At 67.4% G+C, this 16,941-nt stretch carries 9 protein-coding genes; 7 read left to right on the top strand and 2 right to left on the bottom strand.

What is annotated here, in order from left to right; genetic code table 11:
- Window positions 1–92: 92 nt before the first annotated feature.
- Window positions 93–629: a hypothetical protein gene (locus ASC81_RS03930; protein ID WP_156391722.1), complete on the top strand. Its 537-nt coding sequence runs from the start codon at window positions 93–95 to the stop codon at window positions 627–629.
- Window positions 630–839: 210 nt separating this feature from the next.
- Here the strand turns inward: ASC81_RS03930 and ASC81_RS03925 are convergent, their stop codons facing one another.
- A complete protein-coding gene (locus tag ASC81_RS03925) occupies window positions 840–2,891 on the bottom strand; it encodes a S9 family peptidase (RefSeq protein WP_056262945.1) in 2,052 nt (683 codons plus the stop codon).
- A gap of 74 nt (window positions 2,892–2,965) precedes the next feature.
- Complete coding sequence (ftsY, locus tag ASC81_RS03920) at window positions 2,966–4,105, bottom strand: signal recognition particle-docking protein FtsY (RefSeq protein ID WP_056262942.1); 1,140 nt, start codon at window positions 4,103–4,105, stop codon at window positions 2,966–2,968.
- Between the two features lie 143 nt (window positions 4,106–4,248).
- On the opposite strand from ftsY, the gene ASC81_RS03915 reads away from it, so the two are divergent.
- The 6 genes from ASC81_RS03915 (at window position 4,249) to ASC81_RS03890 (ending at window position 16,830) form a co-directional block, all read left to right on the top strand.
- A complete protein-coding gene (locus tag ASC81_RS03915; protein WP_235533562.1) occupies window positions 4,249–8,142 on the top strand; it encodes a beta-galactosidase in 3,894 nt (1,297 codons plus the stop codon).
- Window positions 8,139–10,541 (top strand): glycoside hydrolase family 2 TIM barrel-domain containing protein, encoded by a 2,403-nt coding sequence (locus ASC81_RS03910; protein ID WP_082536235.1) that lies wholly within the window; start codon window positions 8,139–8,141, stop codon window positions 10,539–10,541. The genes ASC81_RS03915 and ASC81_RS03910 overlap by 4 nt, the downstream gene beginning before the upstream one ends.
- A 13-nt stretch (window positions 10,542–10,554) precedes the next feature.
- Window positions 10,555–11,718 carry a glycoside hydrolase family 105 protein gene (locus ASC81_RS03905; protein WP_082536234.1) on the top strand — a complete coding sequence of 388 codons (1,164 nt, stop codon included), beginning with the start codon at window positions 10,555–10,557 and terminating at the stop codon, window positions 11,716–11,718.
- A gap of 912 nt (window positions 11,719–12,630) precedes the next feature.
- Complete coding sequence (locus ASC81_RS03900) at window positions 12,631–14,286, top strand: MFS transporter (protein ID WP_056262938.1); 1,656 nt, start codon at window positions 12,631–12,633, stop codon at window positions 14,284–14,286.
- 40 nt (window positions 14,287–14,326) lie between these two features.
- Window positions 14,327–15,577, top strand: coding sequence for a rhamnogalacturonan acetylesterase (locus ASC81_RS03895; RefSeq protein ID WP_082536233.1), 1,251 nt, complete (start codon window positions 14,327–14,329; stop codon window positions 15,575–15,577).
- A 5-nt stretch (window positions 15,578–15,582) separates the two neighbouring features.
- Window positions 15,583–16,830, top strand: coding sequence for a serine hydrolase (locus tag ASC81_RS03890; RefSeq protein ID WP_056262932.1), 1,248 nt, complete (start codon window positions 15,583–15,585; stop codon window positions 16,828–16,830).
- Window positions 16,831–16,941: the final 111 nt, after the last annotated feature.

Here is a 16,941-nt window from a genome sequence, read left to right as displayed (position 1 = left end):
GCGCCGGGGAGTACAGGTGGAAACACCTGACCCCCACGCTTGAAGCCTGGCCGCGCATGGTCAAGCGGCGAGCCCGCCGCTACCGTGCGCCCATGCTGAACCTCCACCTCTCCAGCGCGTTTGGCGCCTGGCTGAACCGCCTCACCGGCCAGGGCAACGCCGCCGGCGCCGCTGAACTCAGCGACACGGTCGTCCGCTGGCCGCCCACGCCGGCCCGCATGCTGGCGAGCGCAGAGCGCCATGCGCACAAGCACATCGCGCAGGCGTTGGCGCTGGAGCACCCCAAGGGGTTTCTGCTTGCGCATGTGCCGTTGCACAAGCTGGTGCGCGTGCCGGCGCATTCGTATCGCGAATGGCTGTCGCGCACGGGGCTGCTGACTGTGGACTTCGCGCTGTGCGACGAGCACGGGGTCGTGCGCTCGGTCGTGCTCATGCCGATTGCTGACGACCAGCTCCGGCACCTGCGCAAGCGCGAGCGGCTGCTGCGCGTACTGGCGGCGACCGAGCTGCCTGTCACGACTTGGGACCGTGAATGGCAGAACGGTGCGGCCGATCAGCTGCGAGGAACGCTATTCCCCAAACTGCGCGGCGCCGGCTACTACGCCGACACCCCGCAAGCCGGGCACTGAAACCGCTCGACCAAGGACGACCTTGGTCGGTCCCCCGAGGGACGGCGATGCGAGCGGCATTGAGCCGCACGCACATCGCCATGACGGGCCGGCTTGGTGAACTGGAGTCGGACACAAGCAGTCCCTGCGGACTGCTTGTGCCTACGGAAGGACATTGGCCTCTGGCCAATGTCAGGCCCGGCGCTCGGCCCGCAAACTCGCCCAGCCGGCCTACTTCTTCTCTGCAGCCGCCTTCAGCCCAGGCAGGAAGTCCGCCCCGTGCGCGATCTGCGCGGTCGACTGGCGCACCGTCTCACCGAGCGGCTCGACGCGGCCGCCCAGGCAGTTGCCCAGGAAGGTCTCGGCAATCGCGTTGAAGCCGATGCGGTTGTTCGGCTTGGCGAAGCCGTGGCCCTCGTCCGGGTAGAGCACATAAGTGACCGGGATGTTCTTGGCCTGCATGGCCTGGACGATCTGGTCCGACTCCGCCTGCTTCACGCGTGGGTCGTTCGCGCCCTGGCCGATCAGCAGTGGCCGCACGATCTTGTCGGCCTTGTACAGCGGGGATGCGGCACGCAGGATGGCCTTGCCCTCGTCGGTCGTCGGGTCGCCCATGCGGCTGTACATCTGCTTCTTGCCGGCTTCCCAGTAGGGCGGGATGGTGCCCAACAGGGTTTCCAGGTTGGAGGGCCCGACGATGTCCACCGCGCAGGCGAAGGTCGTGGGCGTGAAGGCCAGACCGGCCAGCGCCGCGTAGCCGCCGTAACTGCCGCCCATGATGGCGACCTTGTCGGCGCTCGTGACGCCCTGCTTGACCGCCCAGTCGACCGCGTCGATCAGGTCGTCGTGCATGGCCAGGCCCCACTGCTTGTTGCCGGCATTCAGGAACTTCTTGCCGAAGCCGGTGGAGGCGCGGAAGTTGACCGACAGCACCGCGTAGCCACGGTTGGCCAGCCATTGGTGGGTGCCGTTGTAGCCATGGTTGTCACGGCCCCAGGGGCCGCCGTGCACCAGCAGCACCAGCGGCACCGCCTGTTCGGCCTTGCCGTCGCCGTTCTTGTCGGCGCCCTGCGGCAGCGTCAGGTAGCTGGGCAGCGTCAGACCGTCACGGGACTTGATCTCGACCGGGTGCATGGGCACCAGCGGCGCGTTCTGCAGCTCCGGGCGGGCGACGTACAGCGCCGACAGCTTCTTCGCCTTGCGGTCGTACAGGTAGGTGGCGGAGACCTTGGAGACCGGGTCGATGCCGACGATCCACTTGTCGTCCGCGCGCGTGCGGCTGGCGACGAAGACCTCGCCCTTGCCCAACTGCTGTTGCAGCCAGTCGAAGTCGGCCTTCAGGCCCTTGTCGACGAAGTGCCACTCGGTGGTCAGGTAGTCGACTGCATAGGCCTGCACCTCGCCGGTGGTGGTGTGGCGCAGCGTCTGCCCAAGGTCGGCGCGGGCGTCCTGGGCGATCAGCGTGCGCTTGCCGGTGGCGGTGTCCTCGGCAAACACGGCCGTGGTGTCGCGGTCGCGTGAATCCCGCCAGTACAGCGTCTTGCCATCGGTGGTGTAGCCAATGGGGGCGGTCGCGTTGTCTTCGAGGTTGGTGCTCAGGAAGGGCTTGTCGGCGACCACGCCGTCCTTGACCTGGTAGTAGTCGGCACCGCCCGCCGCGTTCGGGCGTGTGCCCAGGCGCACCTGCAAATCGTCGTCCGCCTGGAAGCCGGCAAAGCCGTCGCCCTTCATCACCAGCTTCAACTCGCCGGTCTTCAGGTTCAGCAGGTGCACGTCGTGCCAGCGCGCATCGCGGTTGTTGATGCCGACCAGCACCTCGTCCACGCGCTTCTGCGAGCCGCCGACCAGGCGCACGCGCACCTTGTCGAAGGGCGTGTAGTCGCGCTGCGCGCCGGTCTTCACGTCCACACCGTAGAGGCGGAAGTTCTCGTCGCCGGCGGTGTCCTTGACGAAGAGCAGCTGCTCGCTGTTGCCCGACCAGAAGTGGCCGGGGATGGGCCGGTCCTTGGAGTCGGTGACGGCCTTGGCGGCGTCTGGCTTGCTGGCAGGTGCAACCCAGACGTTCATGACGCCGTTCACCGGCGCCATCCACGACAGCCATTGGCCGTCGGGGCTCAGCTGCGCGCCGGCCTTCACCGGGTTGCCGAACAATGCGGCGCGCGGAATCAGCGGTGTGTCTGCCACGGTGATGGCGGTCTTGCGGGCATCGGCGGCAAGCGCGCTCATCGGCAGCGCGGCGGCGAGCGCCAGGGTCAGCGGAAGCAGGAACTGGGGACGGGGCATGCAGACCTCTAACGGTTGGACAAGCCGGCAGCATAGGCAGTCGCGCCGTCCATGCCATCGGTCAGGGTGCAGCCCTACTCCAACAGCGCCCGCGCGAACTCCCGCGCGCTGAAGGTCTCCAGGTCTTCCAGCTTCTCGCCCACGCCGATGAAATAAACCGGCACCGGCCGCTCGCGCGCGATGGCCGCGAGCACGCCGCCCTTGGCCGTGCCGTCCAGCTTGGTGACGATGAGGCCGGTCAGGCCCAACGTCTCGTCGAAGGCCTTGACCTGGTTCAGCGCGTTCTGGCCGGTGTTGCCGTCCACCACCAGCAGCACCTCGTGCGGCGCGCCTTCCTGGGCCTTGGTGATGACGCGCTTGATCTTCTTCAGCTCCTCCATCAGGTGGTTCTGCGTCGGCAGGCGGCCGGCCGTGTCGGCGATGACGACATCGACGCCGCGGGCGCGGCCGGCGTTGACCGCGTCGAAGGACACGGCCGCCGGGTCGCCGCCCTCCTGGCTGATGATCTCGACCTTGGCGCGGTCGGCCCACACGCCGAGCTGCTCACGCGCGGCGGCGCGGAAGGTGTCGGCGGCGGCGAGCAGCACCTTCTGGTCGGCCTCAGCGAGGTGGCGGGTCAGCTTGCCGATGCTGGTCGTCTTGCCGGCGCCGTTGACGCCGACGACCATCATCACGGTGGGCGTGAACCGGCCCACTTCAAGGCCCTTTTCCAACGGCGCCAGCAATTCGGCCAGCGCATCGATCAGCAGCCGGCGCACGGCCTGCGGATCGGTGGCCTTGGCGTCCTTGACGCGGCGCTTCAGGTCATCGAGCAGGAACTGCGTGGCCTTGACGCCGGCGTCGGCCATCAGCAGCGCCTCTTCCAGTTCCTCGTAGAGCTGGTCGTCGATCTTGGTGCCGGTGAAGACGCCGGCAATGCTGCCGCCAGTCTTGCGCAGGCCGGCGCGCAGGCGGTCCAGCCAACCCTGACGCGGCGCGGCGACCGGCTCCGGGGCTGGTGGCGGCGGCGCGATAGGTCGGACAGGCGCCGGTATGACAGGCGCGGGAACCGGTGCGACCGGGGCCGCAACAGGCACCTGGACAGGCGCAGCAACCGGCGGTGGGGGTGGCGGTGGCGGCGGGCTGGCCGGCTTCGTCACCCAGCCCTCGGGCAGCAGGATGGGTGCTTCGTCTTCGACGGGCGCCGGAGTCGTCTTCTTGAAGAAACTGAACATATGGGTGGCATTTTCGTCTGAAGCGATGACGGCCCTTCAAAGACGCTTTCTCGCACGCGCTTGATTTTTTGCCGACATGGAACGGGGTGAAACTGCCCGAGGCTCCCCGCACTCCCGGTCCGCTCATGCCCGCTGCTTCCGCTTTGTCGCCCCGTTCCGCCCTCCGGCTGGTCTTGCTGGCTTCGCTGTTGCTGTGTGCAACCGTGCAGGCGCAGGACCTGCCCGGCCAGCAGGCGCCCACCGCCGTCAGCACGCCCGCGCCGGCGACAAAGCCGGTCGTCAAGAGCGCGCGCACTTTCCTGATGTCGGCCTTCATGGCCACGTCGCAGAACACGCTGAGCCTGTTCAGCTCCGCCGACGGCGTCAAGTTCACGTCGCTGGGCTCGGAGGTCTACACGCCGGCCAAGGAACTGCTGCGCGACCCGTCCATCATGCGCGCGGCGGACGGCCTCTACTACGTCGCCTACACGACGAACTGGAACGGCTCGACCTTCGGCATCGCCAAGTCGGCCGACCTGAAGACCTGGTCGCATGTGGCCGACGTGCCGGTCAAGCTGCCGGGCGTCAAGAACGTCTGGGCGCCGGAATGGTTCCGCGACAGCGACGGCAGCCTGAAGCTCGTCGTCAGCCTGTCCAAGAACGGCACTCAAGGCCCGTTCGGCGCCTACACGGTGAAGGCGCTGGACGCGAGCTTCACCAGGTTCGGCGACCCGGTGCCCATGCTGGGGCTGGAGAAGAACTACATCGACACCTTCGTCATCCAGCACGAAGGCCGCTATGTCGCATTCACCAAGAACGAGACGACCAAGTTCATCGAGCTGGCCACCGCGCCGTCGCTGGACGGCCCGTGGACCTTCGAGAAGACCGGCGACTGGGCCGGCTGGGGCGGCCCGTCGGAAGGCCAGGCGCTGGTGCCCGTCAAGGATGCGAACGGCCGCAGTGGCTGGCGCATCTACTTCGACGACTACATGACGAAGCGCTACTGGTACTCCGACAGCTTCGACGGCCTGCAGACCTGGACGGCCAAGAAGGAGCTGGGCGGCGTGTCGGGCACGGTGCGTCACTTCACGGTCATCGCCGAAGAGACCGCGCAAATCGAGCGTGCGACGGCACCCAAGGCCAAGCCCAAGACCATCGCCTGGGACCGCCATTCGCTGATCATCGACGGCAAGCGCGAGATGATCTTCGGCGGCGAGTTCCACCCCTTTCGCCTGCCCTCGCCCAGCCTGTGGCGCGACGTGCTGCAGAAGATGAAGGCATCCGGCCTCAATGCCGTGGCCTTTTACTTCGCCTGGGGCTACCACTCGGCCAAGCCCGGCCACTACGACTTCACCGGCATCCGCAACGTCGAGCGCGCGCTGGAGATCGCCAAGGAGGAAGGCCTCTACGTCATTGCCCGCATGGGGCCGTACGTGAACGCCGAGCTGACGGCCGGCGGCTTCCCCGGCTGGTTGCTGCGCCAACGCGCCGAGGCGCGCACCGACGCGGCTGACTACCAGGCCGCCACCGACGAGTGGATGACGCAGATCAACGCCATCCTGGCCCGCCACCAGATCACCAACGGCGGCGGCAACGTCATCGCCTACCAGCTGGAGAACGAGCTGTTCGCGGTGAACCCCAAGAACATCCGCCACATGCAGCACCTGGCGGACAAGGCGCGGGCCGACGGCATCACCGTGCCGCTGTTCCACAACGCCGCGTCGCGCCTGCCGGACTGGACGCCGAAGAACTCGACAGCGCCGTTCGCCAACCCCGGCCCGACCGACATCTACGCCTTCGACGGCTACCCCGGCGGTGTCTGCGACGTGGCCGGCCAGCCCGGCGCGCCGGCCCCGGCGCCGGACTGGGGCATCTACGGCAAGAACTTTCCCAAGGTCGGCTCGCTCGCCTCGCCCAACACGCCGGGCTTCGTCGCCGAGATCGGCGCGGGCTGGTTCGACTACTGGGGCTCCAACGGCACCTATGAGTGCACCGCCAAGCGCCAGGGCCCGGGCTACCAGCGCGTGTTCTACGGCAGCAGTCTGATCAACTCGCTGACCATCCACTCCATCTACATGGCCTTCGGCGGCACCAGCTGGGGCTGGCTGGCCGGGCCGGTCGTCTACACAAGCTACGACTACGGCTCGCCCATCAACGAGGCGCGCGCGCTGCGTGACAAGGCCTATGTGCTCAAGCAGATGGGCAGCTTCGTGCAGGCCGCCACACCGGTGCTGGCGGCGCAAGACAAGGGCGAGGTGCTGGACCCGGGCAACGCCAAGGTCAAGCTCTATCACAACGTCAACAAGGCGCTGGGCAGCCATGTGCTGCTGGCCCAGCACAACCACCTCTCCGGCACTGCCGCCTTCGGCTTCAAGTTGGAGACCAAGGACGGCAGCTACCAGATCCCCCAGGCAGGCAAGCTGACGCTGACGGGCCAGGACGCCAAGATGCTGCTGGCGTCGTATGCGATGGAGCGCCAGCATCTGGTCTATTCCACGTCGGAGCTTCAGACCCACCTGCAGCAGGGCGCGCGCGACGTGGCGCTGCTGTACGGGCGCAATGGCGACGACGGCGAGACCGTGCTGCGCTATTCGAGCAAGCCGACGGTGAAGTTCCTGCGCGGCCAAGCACAGGTCAACTGGGACGCCAAGAGCGGCGACCTGCGGCTGAACTACTCGCACACCGGCCTCATCGAAGTGCTGATCAACGGCGGCGGCCGCGCGCCGCTGTTGCTGCTACTGGCCGACGAGAAGACCGGCTGGGAGTTCTGGCGCCTGAAGGCGGGTGAGCAGACCGTGCTGGTGCGCAGCCCGGCGTTGGTCCGCACGGCCGTCATCAGCGGCAAGACGCTGCAGCTGACCGGCGACACCACCGCCACCAGCACGCTTCGCACCTGGGTGCCGGATGGCATCACCGGCCTGAGCTTCAACGGCCAGGCCGTCGCCGCCGCCGCGCAGGACAGCAGTCTCGTCGCCCGCGCCACGCTGCCCGGCCCTGACGCCGTCACGCTGCCCGACCTGGCGAAGACCACCTGGACCCGCCGCTTCGACTCGCTCGAAGCCGACCCCAAGTTCGACGACAGCACCTGGCGCAAGACCGACGCGCCGGTGTCAGCCGCCAACGTCTACACCGCGTCCGACAAGGGCCAGCCCGTGCTGGCGATGAGCGACTACGGCTTCCATCACGGCGACGTCTGGTATCGCGGCCGCTTCACAACGACCGACACCAAGCCGCTGCAGCTCGAACTCTTCTTCGGCGGCGGTGGCGCGGGCATGGTCCAGGTGTGGGTCGATGGAAAGTTCATCGGCCAGCAGGACCACGACACCGGCCGGCCCTTCCCTGAAACCACGGACACCTTCCGTCAGACGCTGAAGGACCTGCCGCCGGGCGAGCATGTCATATCCGTCGTCGTGCGCAACAACTCGCACAACTGGGACCTGTTCGCCGACGACGTGCACAAGGAGGCGCGCGGCCTGATCTCGGCCTCCATCACGACCAAGGGCGGCCAGCGCTTCGGCACGCCCATCGCCTGGAAGATCCAGGGCAACAAGGGCGGCGAGGACATTGCCGACCTCGTGCGCGGCCCGATGAACAGCGGCGGGCTGCATGGCGAGCGCATGGGCTGGCACCTGCCGGTCGATGCCACCAAGCCGCAGCAAGGCTGGGACACGACGACGCCGGATGCCGCCCCGCCTTCGCCCGGCACCTACTGGCTGCGCACGACCTTCAAGCTCGACCTGCCGCAGGGCCACGACGTGCAGCTGGGCCTGGCCTTCGGCGACACGACGAAGCCACGCTCCGAGGTGGAGAACCGCGCGCTGATCTTCGTCAACGGCTGGAACATGGGCCAGTTCATCGCCCACATCGGCCCGCAACGCGTGTTCGTGCTGCCGCCCGGCATCCTGAACCCGAACGGCGAGAACACGCTGACTTTGGCAGTCACGACCGACGGCCAAGCGGCCAACGCGCTGGAGGCCGTCCGCTTGGTGCCGCTGGCCGTCGCCCGCGGCGGCGTGCCGCTGGAAGCCGTGGCGCAACCTCGCAATCTGCAGCGATGAAAAAGCTTCTCCCCCTCCTCGCCGCGGCCTTGCTCGCCAACGCGGCCTTCGCCCAGCGCCAGGAGCAGTTGCTCGACACCGGCTGGCGTTTCAGCAAGACCGACCCCGGTGCGGCGATGAACCCCGCCTTTGACGACAGCGGCTGGCGCGCCGTGCGGGTGCCGCACGACTGGAGCATGGACGAGCCCTTCCGCGCCGATCTCGGCAGCGGCAACGGCTATGCGGCCGGCGGCATCGCCTGGTACCGGCGCAGTTTCACGGTCGACGCCGCACAGAAGGGCCGCGTCGCGCGCATCACCTTCGACGGCGTCTACGAGCGCGCCCAGGTGTGGGTCAACGGCCAATACGTCGGCGGCCGGCCCTTTGGCTACAGCAGCTTCCAGTTCGAGCTGACGCCCTACCTCAAGACCGACGGCAGCCCCAACGTGCTGGCCGTGCGCGTGGACCACTCGCGGCAGATGGACTCGCGCTACTTCACCGGCTCAGGTATCTACCGTGACGCGCGGCTGAGCTTCACGGACGCGCTGCACATCGCGCCTTGGGGCAGCTATGTGACGACGCCGAAGGTCAGCGCGGCCAAGGCCGAGGTGAAGGCCGAGGCGGAACTCATCAACGCCGCGACGACCGCGCGCCAATTCATACTGCGCGCCGAGCTGGTCGCACCGGACGGTCGGGTTGTTGCCACGCGCGAATCGCAGGCCCAGCTCGCGGCTGGGGAGCGGCGCACGCTGGCTCAACAGCTCGCAGTGGACAAGCCGCAGCGCTGGTCGCTGGAAACCCCCGCCCTCTACACGCTGCGCCAAACCGTCCTCGTGCAAGGCAAGCTCGTCGACCAGACGACCACGCCCTTCGGCATCCGCAGCTTTCGCTTTGACGCCAACACCGGCGTCACGCTGAACGACCAGCCGCTCAAGCTCAAGGGCGTCTGTCTGCACCACGACGCCGGCAGCCTGGGTGCGGCCGTGCCCGTGTCGGTGCTGGAGCGGCGGCTGCAGCAGTTGAAGGACATCGGTGTCAACGCGATCCGCACCAGCCACAACCCGCCCGCGCCCGAGCTGCTGGACCTGGCCGACCGCATGGGCTTCCTCGTTCAAGCCGAGGCCTTCGACGAGTTCACGCCGACCAAGAACAAGTGGATCGCCGGGTGGAACGTCGGCGTGCCGGGCCGCCAGGGTTATGGCGAGGTGTTTGCCGACTGGGGCGTGCGCGATGTCGAGGACATGGTGAAGCGAGACCGCAACCACCCGAGCATCGTCATGTGGAGCGTCGGCAACGAGGTCGACTACCCGAACGACCCGTTCTCGCATCCGGTCCTCGGCGCCAAGTACCGCCCCGCCGCACCGCCCGCCAGCGACCTCGTGCGCTGGGGCAAGCCGCTCGTCGATGCCGTCAGGCGCCTGGACCCGACGCGGCCCGTCACCGCCGCGATGGCGTCTGTCGAGATGAGCGACGCCGTCGGCTTTGGCGAGTTGTTCGACGTGGCCGGCTACAACTACCAGGAAGCCCGCTACGCCGCCGACCACGCCAAGTTCCCGAAGCGCGTCATCTACGGCAGCGAGAACCGCCACGACTACCGCGCCTGGGCCATCGTGCGTGACACGCCCTACATCTCGGCGCAGTTCCTGTGGACGGGCTTCGACTATCTCGGCGAGGCCGGCCGCTGGCCGCTGCGCGCGGCGGACTTCGGCCTGTTCGACCTGGCCGGCTTCATGAAGCCGCGCGGCGCCTTCCGCGCCAGCCTGTGGAGCAACAAGCCGGTCGTGTACCTGGCCGCCGCGACGGCGTCGGCCACGCAGATCGCATCGCAATCGGGCCAGGGCACCCCGCTGCTGGACCAACAGAAGCGCGCCAAGGTCACCGAGCACTGGAACTGGCCGGTGGGCGAGTCCATCGTCGTCTCGGCCTATGCCAACACGCCCGAGGTGCAGCTGTGGTTGAACGGCAAGCTGGTCAGCACACAGAAGGCAGCCGATGCCGTCGAGGGCATCCTGAGCTGGACACTGCCTTTCGAAGCCGGCGAGCTGAAGGCTGTCGGCCTGAAGGACGGCAGGGCGGTGGCCGAGTTCAAGCTGGAGACCGCCGGCCCTGCTGCGCGCGTTGAGCTGAAGCGCGTTGCCACGGGCAAGGACGGCGTCGAGCAGATCGCCTTCTTCGTCGTCGATGCCCAGGGCCGCCGCGTGCCGGATGCGGCGCAGAAGCTGCGCTTCGAGCCGGTCGGCCCTGTCGAGATCCTCGGCATCGGCAACGGCAACCTCGCCGACGTGGATGATCCGAGGGACGCCGAGCATGCAGTCCACGAGGGCCGCGGCCTGGCGGTACTGCGCCGCACCGACCACAACACACCCGCGCGCCTGCGCGTCAGCGCGCCCGGCCTCTCAGCCGCCGAACTCGCGCTTTGATAAGAGACTGACCATGTCCAACCAGATCCTCAAGCCCGTCGATTCGTCCAAGATCCACCCGCTGCTGGCCCACCACACCGCCCACCTCGGCGCGGACCGCGACGACATCCGCGGCGCCATCGACCGGCTCATCCACAACCTGGTCAACATCGAGGACAAGGACGGCAAATTCCTGCTGCGTCTGGACGATGGCCGCGTGCTGGACACCAAGGGCTGGAACGGCTTCGAGTGGACGCACGGCGTCGGCCTGTACGGCGTCTACAAGGTCTGGGAGCTGACGGGCGACCCCAAGGCCTGGGACATCATGACCAGCTGGTTCGAGGCCCGCTTTGCCGAGGGCATGCCGTCGCGCAACATCAATACCGTCGCGCCGTTCCTGACGTTGGCCTATCTGTTCGACCGCACCGGCGACCGCCGATTCCTGCCCTACATCGACCGCTGGGCCGAGTGGGTCTACAACGAGCTGCCGCGCACCGACGAAGGCGGCTTCCAGCACATCGTCTACAACAGCGTGAACCACCAGCAACTGTGGGACGACACGCTGATGATGTCGGTGCTGCCGCTGGCCAAGTTCGGGCTGCTGCTGAACCGCCCGCACTATGTGGAAGAGGCCAAGCGGCAGTTCCTGGTGCACATCAAGTACCTGGCCGACCGCAAGACGGGACTGTGGTTCCACGGCTGGACGTTCGAAGGGCGGCACAACTTTGCGAATGCCTTGTGGGCGCGGGGGAACTCGTGGGTCACCATCGTCATCCCCGAGTTCATCGAACTGCTGAACCTGCCGGAGGGCGATGCGTTCCGGCAGTTCCTCGTTTCCACTTTGGAGGCGCAGGTGAAGGCGCTGGCGCAGTTCCAGTCGCCGTCGGGTCTGTGGCCGACGCTGCTGGACGATCCGACGTCCTACGACGAGGCGGCGGCTTCTGCCGGGTTTGCGTACGGCATCCTGAAGGCGGTGCGCAAGGGCTACATCTCGCGCGACTACGAGGCGTTCGGCGTCAAGGCGGCGCTGGCGGTGCGGTCGAAGATCAACGAGGCGGGGGAGCTGACGCAGGTGAGCTTCGGCACGCCGGTGTTCAACACGCTGCAGGAATACAAGGACATTCCGTTGACGTCGATGCCGTTTGGGCAGGCGATGGCGTTGTTGGCGATGGGCGAGTTGTTGGTTCGCTTCATCTGAGGTTGCCTGTGCGCTGCTTTGGGTTCGCGGCCAGGCCCAGCGGGGATTTCGCCCCCGCGGGCGACCTACTTTTTGCGCCGCCAAAAAGTAGGCAAAAAGCTCTCCCCTGCAAAACCGCCCCTGCGGGGTCCCCTGCGATGCTCGAAACCCGAGGCTCGCGCGGACNTACTTTTTGCGCCGCCAAAAAGTAGGCAAAAAGCTCTCCCCTGCAAAACCGCCCCTGCGGGGTCCCCTGCGATGCTCGAAACCCGAGGCTCGCGCGGACCTCGCTTCGCTACGCGCCGCTCAGACAACCGCGCGAAGTCAGATGTTGAAGCGTGCTTCGCACACGCCTCGGGTTTCTGCGCTTCTCGGCGGTTTAGAAGGGGAGGCCCCTTTCAACAGCCGAACAGCGAACAGCCAAGCCCGAAAGCCGGCTCGCGCCGGCTGTTCCTTAACACCCCCTTTGAGCCCGCCGAGGAACAGAAGGTCTTGAGGCCGTGCGCGCAGCGCACTTCAAGCTCTGACTTCGCGCAGCTGTCTGAGCGGCGCGTAGNACACCCCCTTTGAGCCCGCCGAGGAACAGAAGGTCTTGAGGCCGTGCGCGCAGCGCACTTCAAGCTCTGACTTCGCGCAGCTGTCTGAGCGGCGCGTAGCGAAGCGAGTTCTGCGCGAGGCCTCAAGGATCGAGCACCGCAGGGCAGCCCGCTGCGAAGCTAAGGGCCGGGCGGTTCGGGGGCGACTTTTTGCCTTCTTCTTGGTCGCTCAAAAAGAAGGTCGCCCGCCGGGGCTGAGCCCGGACACAAGACAGTCCTCTGCGGACTGTCTTGTGCCTGGCGAAGGACTTTCCGCTTGCAAGCGGAAAGGCAGATGTCCCGGCATGGGCATGGCCACCAAACAAAAGCAGAGACAAGCGCTCCCAGCGCCCACCACATGATCACCAAGAACCTCCACCCCGCCGCCCGACAACCCACCTGGGTCAACTATTGGGGCTGGGGCTCGGGCGACATGCTCGGGGCCGGCGCGCAGGCCGTCATCACCGGCTGGCTGTTCTATTTCTTCACGACCTTCTGCGGCCTCAGCGCTGCCGAGGCCGGCCTGGTGCTGGGCCTGCCGCGGCTGATCGAAGCCATCACCTGCCCGCTGATCGGCTACGTGTCGGACAACCTGCGCCACACCTGGGTGGGCCGAAAGATCGGCCGGCGCAAGCTGTTCCTGCTGATCACCATCCCACTGCTGCCCAGCTTCGCGCTGATCTTCCGCACCGGCCACACCTTCTATTACTACCTGCTTGTCTTCATCTTCTTCGAACTGCTGTACACGATGTTTCTCATCCCTTGGGAGACGCTCGCAGCCGAGATGACCAAGGACTACAAGGAGAAGGCCAAGTTCGCCGGCGCCCGCATGATCGTGGCGCAGAGCTCGGCCATCCTGGCGTCCTACCTGCCCACGCTGCTGATCAGCCACTTCGGTGGCAAGGACTCGCCGGACACCTTCTTCTGGATGGCGGCCATCTTCGGCTGCATCTTCTCGGTCGTCGTCACCATCGTCGTGCTGACGAGCTGGGAGCGGCCCTATGGCCCGCGCGAGCAAGCCGTGCTGTCGCAGACCTATGGCGGCGTCAGCCTGAAGGCCGCGCTGGCCATCCCCGCCAAGATGTTCCGCGACCTTTTCTCGACGCTGAAGATCCGCGCCTTCCGCCAGCACCTGTCCATCTACCTGGGCGGCTACCTGTCGCAGGACATCTTCAACAGCGCCTTCGCCTTCTTCGTTGCCACGGTGCTGATGGGCGCCACGCTCGTCATCTCGCAGCTGATGACGGTCATGTATGTGGCCCAACTGATCTCGGTGATGGTGGCCATCCAGATCGTCATCCGCACCGGCCCCGTGCTGGCCTACCGGCTGGCGGCCTCGCTCTTCGGCGTCGCGCTGCTGCTGTATCTGGTGTTCTACATGGCGCGCCCTGAAGGCTTCGATGCGGGCTTCAAGGCCCTGGGCACCAGCATCTTTGCTGCGGTGGACCCCACGCGCCCCGAGTTCTCGATCAGCCTGGTGTTCTGGATGTTCGTGCCCATCGTGCTGGCGGGCCTGGGACGCGGCACGCTGAACTTCGTGCCCTGGTCGGTCTACAACTACCTGCCCGACGTCGACGAGGCCGTCACCGGCCAGCGCCGAGAGGGCATCTTCGCCGGCGTGATGACGCTGGTGCGCAAGCTGGCCCAAAGCGCCGCCATCATGGCCAGCGGCTGGATCATCGACTGGGGAGGCTACATCAAGACCAAGCCCGGCGAGGTGGTCGTGCAAAGCGCCGAGGCTGTGCAGACCGTCACCTTGCTGATGGTCGGCGGCCCGCTGCTGATGCTGGTGCTGGGCGCCATCGCGTCCTGGTCCTTCCGCCTCAATGCGAAGACGCACGCGGTGCTGGTGCACGAGGTCGAGCGCCTGCGCAACGGTGCCACCGAGGCCGAGACGGACGAGAACCGCAAGATCGTCGAAGACCTGACCGGCTGGCCCTACGACAAGCTCTGGGGCCGTGGCAGCGGCCATGTGGCCGACTCCACGCTGCAGCCGCTGCAGCCGCGCGCATGAACGACCGGACCACTCTGGCGAACACCTGACGGACTGACACATGCGCCTCCTTCTCCCTTTGGTGCTCACTGTGCCGTTGTTCCTCAGCGGCTGTGCTGCGCCACCGCCCGCTGCCAACGCGCTCAGCTTCGACCTCACCACCACGCCCGAGCCCACCTACAGCCGTGAACGGGGCAGCGGCTTCGAACCGGGCGCGCCGCGCAACGCGGCTGGCCAGCCCAGCTTCTTCACGGTGGACGTGCCCGCCGAGGGCAACTACCGCATCACTGCCACGCTGGGCGGGCCTGCGGCCAGCGACACGACCGTCAAGGCCGAGCTGCGCCGCCTGATGCTGGACAGCGTGCAGGTGCCCGCCGGCGCCACGCAGACGCGCAGCTTCATCGTCAACGTGCGCACGGCGCGCATCGCCGCCGTGCCGGGCATCGAGGCCGGCATCGTCAAGCTCAAGGAGCCGCGCGAAACCAAGGACGAGATCTGGGCCTGGGACCAGCGCATCACGCTGGAGATCAACGGCAGCCAGCCCGCGCTGCGCAGGCTCGTCATCGAGCCGGTGCAGGTGCCCACCATCTTCCTGCTCGGCGACTCGACGGTCGCCGACCAGTCCCGCGAGCCCTACAGCAGTTGGGGCCAGATGTTCACCGCCCTGTTCAAGCCGACGGTCGCCGTGGCCAACCATGCGCAGTCGGGTGAGACCTTCCGCGACTCGCTCTCGCGCCGGCGCATCGACAAGATCCTGTCGGAGCTGCAGCCCGGCGACACGGTGCTGATGCAGTTCGGCCACAACGACCAGAAGCAGCAGAAGGACGGCAGCGGCAACGCCGAGACCTACAAGGCCGAGCTGCGCACGCATGCCGAACGCATCCTGGCGCGGGGCGGCGTGCCGGTGGTGATGTCATCGATGGAACGGCGCAACTTCGACGCCGATGGCCGGCTCAAGCCCAGCCTGGCGGAGTACGCCGACGCGGCGCGCGCCGTGGCCACCGACATGAAGCTCGCCTTCATCGACCTCAACGGCATGAGCCAAGCGATGTACGCGGCGCTCGGCACGGAGCGCTCCAAGGCCGCCCACCCGGTCAACAACGGCAAGATCGACAACACCCATCACAACAACTACGGCGCCGATCAGTTGGCGCGTTTGGTGGCATTGGGTCTGAGGCAGGCCGGCGTGCCCGTGGCGGCGCAGCTGAGGGATGATCTCGGCCCGATTGACCCGAGCAAGCCGCAGCCGCCCGAGCAGTACCGCGTGGCAGCGAGCCCGGGCTTCACCCAACAACGACCGCTGGGCGACTGAGCCGAATGAACAAGACGATCCTTGCCCTGGCGCTGGCCTGCGCCGCGCTGACCCACGCACCGCTCACCAGCGCCGCGCCACCCAAGGCCGCTGCAGCCGTCAACGTGCAGGGCTTCTCGCCCGAGCGACTCCAGCGCCTGGACGACGCCATCGACGACCAGATCAGCAAGCAGCAGCTCGCCGGCGGCGTGATGGCCGTGCTGCGCGACGGCAAGCCGGTCGTCTTCAAGGCCTACGGCCAGCGCGACATCGAGAACGCCAAGGCGATGCGCACGGACACCATCTTCCGCATCGCGTCCATGACCAAGGCGCTGACGACGGTGGCGGCCATGATCCTCTACGAGGAAGGCCGCTTCCTGCTGAAAGACCCGGTGTCGCGCTACCTGCCGGCCTTCGCCAACATGCAGGTCGCGCTGCCCGGCGGGGGCACCGAGAAGCCGCGCCGCGCCATCACGATCCACGACCTGCTGACCCACGCCGCCGGCATGAGCTACGGCGGTGGCCCCGCCAAGGCCGCCTATGACGCAGCCGGCATGAAGGACTGGTACCTCGTCGGCAACGACGAGACGCTGGCACAGTGGACCGAGCGCTTCGCCGCCCTGCCCTTGCAGAGCCACCCGGGCGAGCAGTTCATCTACGGCTATGCGACCGATGTACTCGGCCGCCTCGTCGAGGTGGTGTCCGGCCAGCCGCTGGACCAGTTCATCAAGACCCGCATCACCGACCCGCTGCACATGCCCGACACCGGCTTCTGGGTGCCGCCCGAGAAGGTGGCGCGCCTGGCCAATGTCTACGGCCTGGAAGGCGGGCAGCTCAAGCTGATGGAGACGAGTGCGCGCAGCGACTTCGTCAATGGCCCGCGCAAGCTGCTCTCCGGCGGCGCCGGCATGGTGAGCACGGCGGGCGACTACACGCGCTTCCTGCAGATGCTGCTGAACAAGGGTGAGCTCGACGGTGTGCGCATCCTCGCGCCCCATACGGTGGCGCTGATGACGGCCGACCATTTCGGCGGCAAGTACCGCGGCGATGCCGATGGCTTCGGGCTGGGCTTCTGGGTCAACGTGCGTCGCGGCGGCTTCACCGAGCTGGGCAGCGAAGGCGCCTTCGGCTGGGGCAGCGCCTATTTCCCGCAGTACACGGTGGACCCGAAGGAGCGCCTGGTCATCCTCTTCATGACGCAGCTGCGGCCCGCGGGCAACTCGACGCTGCACCTGCGGGTGCGCAACCTGACTTATCAGGCGTTGGTGCGCTGAGGTGCGGCGCGGCGCGGCGAGCCTAGATTCGGCGGTTGGGCGCGCCCGAGGGGCTGGCGAGGCGGGCCGATGGCAAGGCGCGACGACGAAGTGGGCTGATGCCCACGAGGA

The organism is Pelomonas sp. Root405 (assembly GCF_001425165.1).
In the GTDB taxonomy this organism is placed as follows: Bacteria; Pseudomonadota; Gammaproteobacteria; order Burkholderiales; family Burkholderiaceae_C; genus Pelomonas.
Note: the sequence above shows the minus strand (reverse complement) of the source record. Positions and strands in the feature narration are given on the sequence as shown.

What these genes read in the sequence shown, in the direction of transcription:
- ASC81_RS03900 (WP_056262938.1), top strand. Translation starts at nt 12,631, where the DNA reads ATGATCACCAAGAACCTCCACCCCGCCGCCCGACAACCCACCTGGGTC.
- ASC81_RS03890 (WP_056262932.1), top strand. Translation starts at nt 15,583, where the DNA reads ATGAACAAGACGATCCTTGCCCTGGCGCTGGCCTGCGCCGCGCTGACC.
- ftsY (WP_056262942.1), bottom strand. Translation starts at nt 4,105, where the DNA reads ATGTTCAGTTTCTTCAAGAAGACGACTCCGGCGCCCGTCGAAGACGAA.
- ASC81_RS03910 (WP_082536235.1), top strand. Translation starts at nt 8,139, where the DNA reads ATGAAAAAGCTTCTCCCCCTCCTCGCCGCGGCCTTGCTCGCCAACGCG.
- ASC81_RS03925 (WP_056262945.1), bottom strand. Translation starts at nt 2,891, where the DNA reads ATGCCCCGTCCCCAGTTCCTGCTTCCGCTGACCCTGGCGCTCGCCGCC.
- ASC81_RS03905 (WP_082536234.1), top strand. Translation starts at nt 10,555, where the DNA reads ATGTCCAACCAGATCCTCAAGCCCGTCGATTCGTCCAAGATCCACCCG.
- ASC81_RS03930 (WP_156391722.1), top strand. Translation starts at nt 93, where the DNA reads ATGCTGAACCTCCACCTCTCCAGCGCGTTTGGCGCCTGGCTGAACCGC.
- ASC81_RS03895 (WP_082536233.1), top strand. Translation starts at nt 14,327, where the DNA reads ATGCGCCTCCTTCTCCCTTTGGTGCTCACTGTGCCGTTGTTCCTCAGC.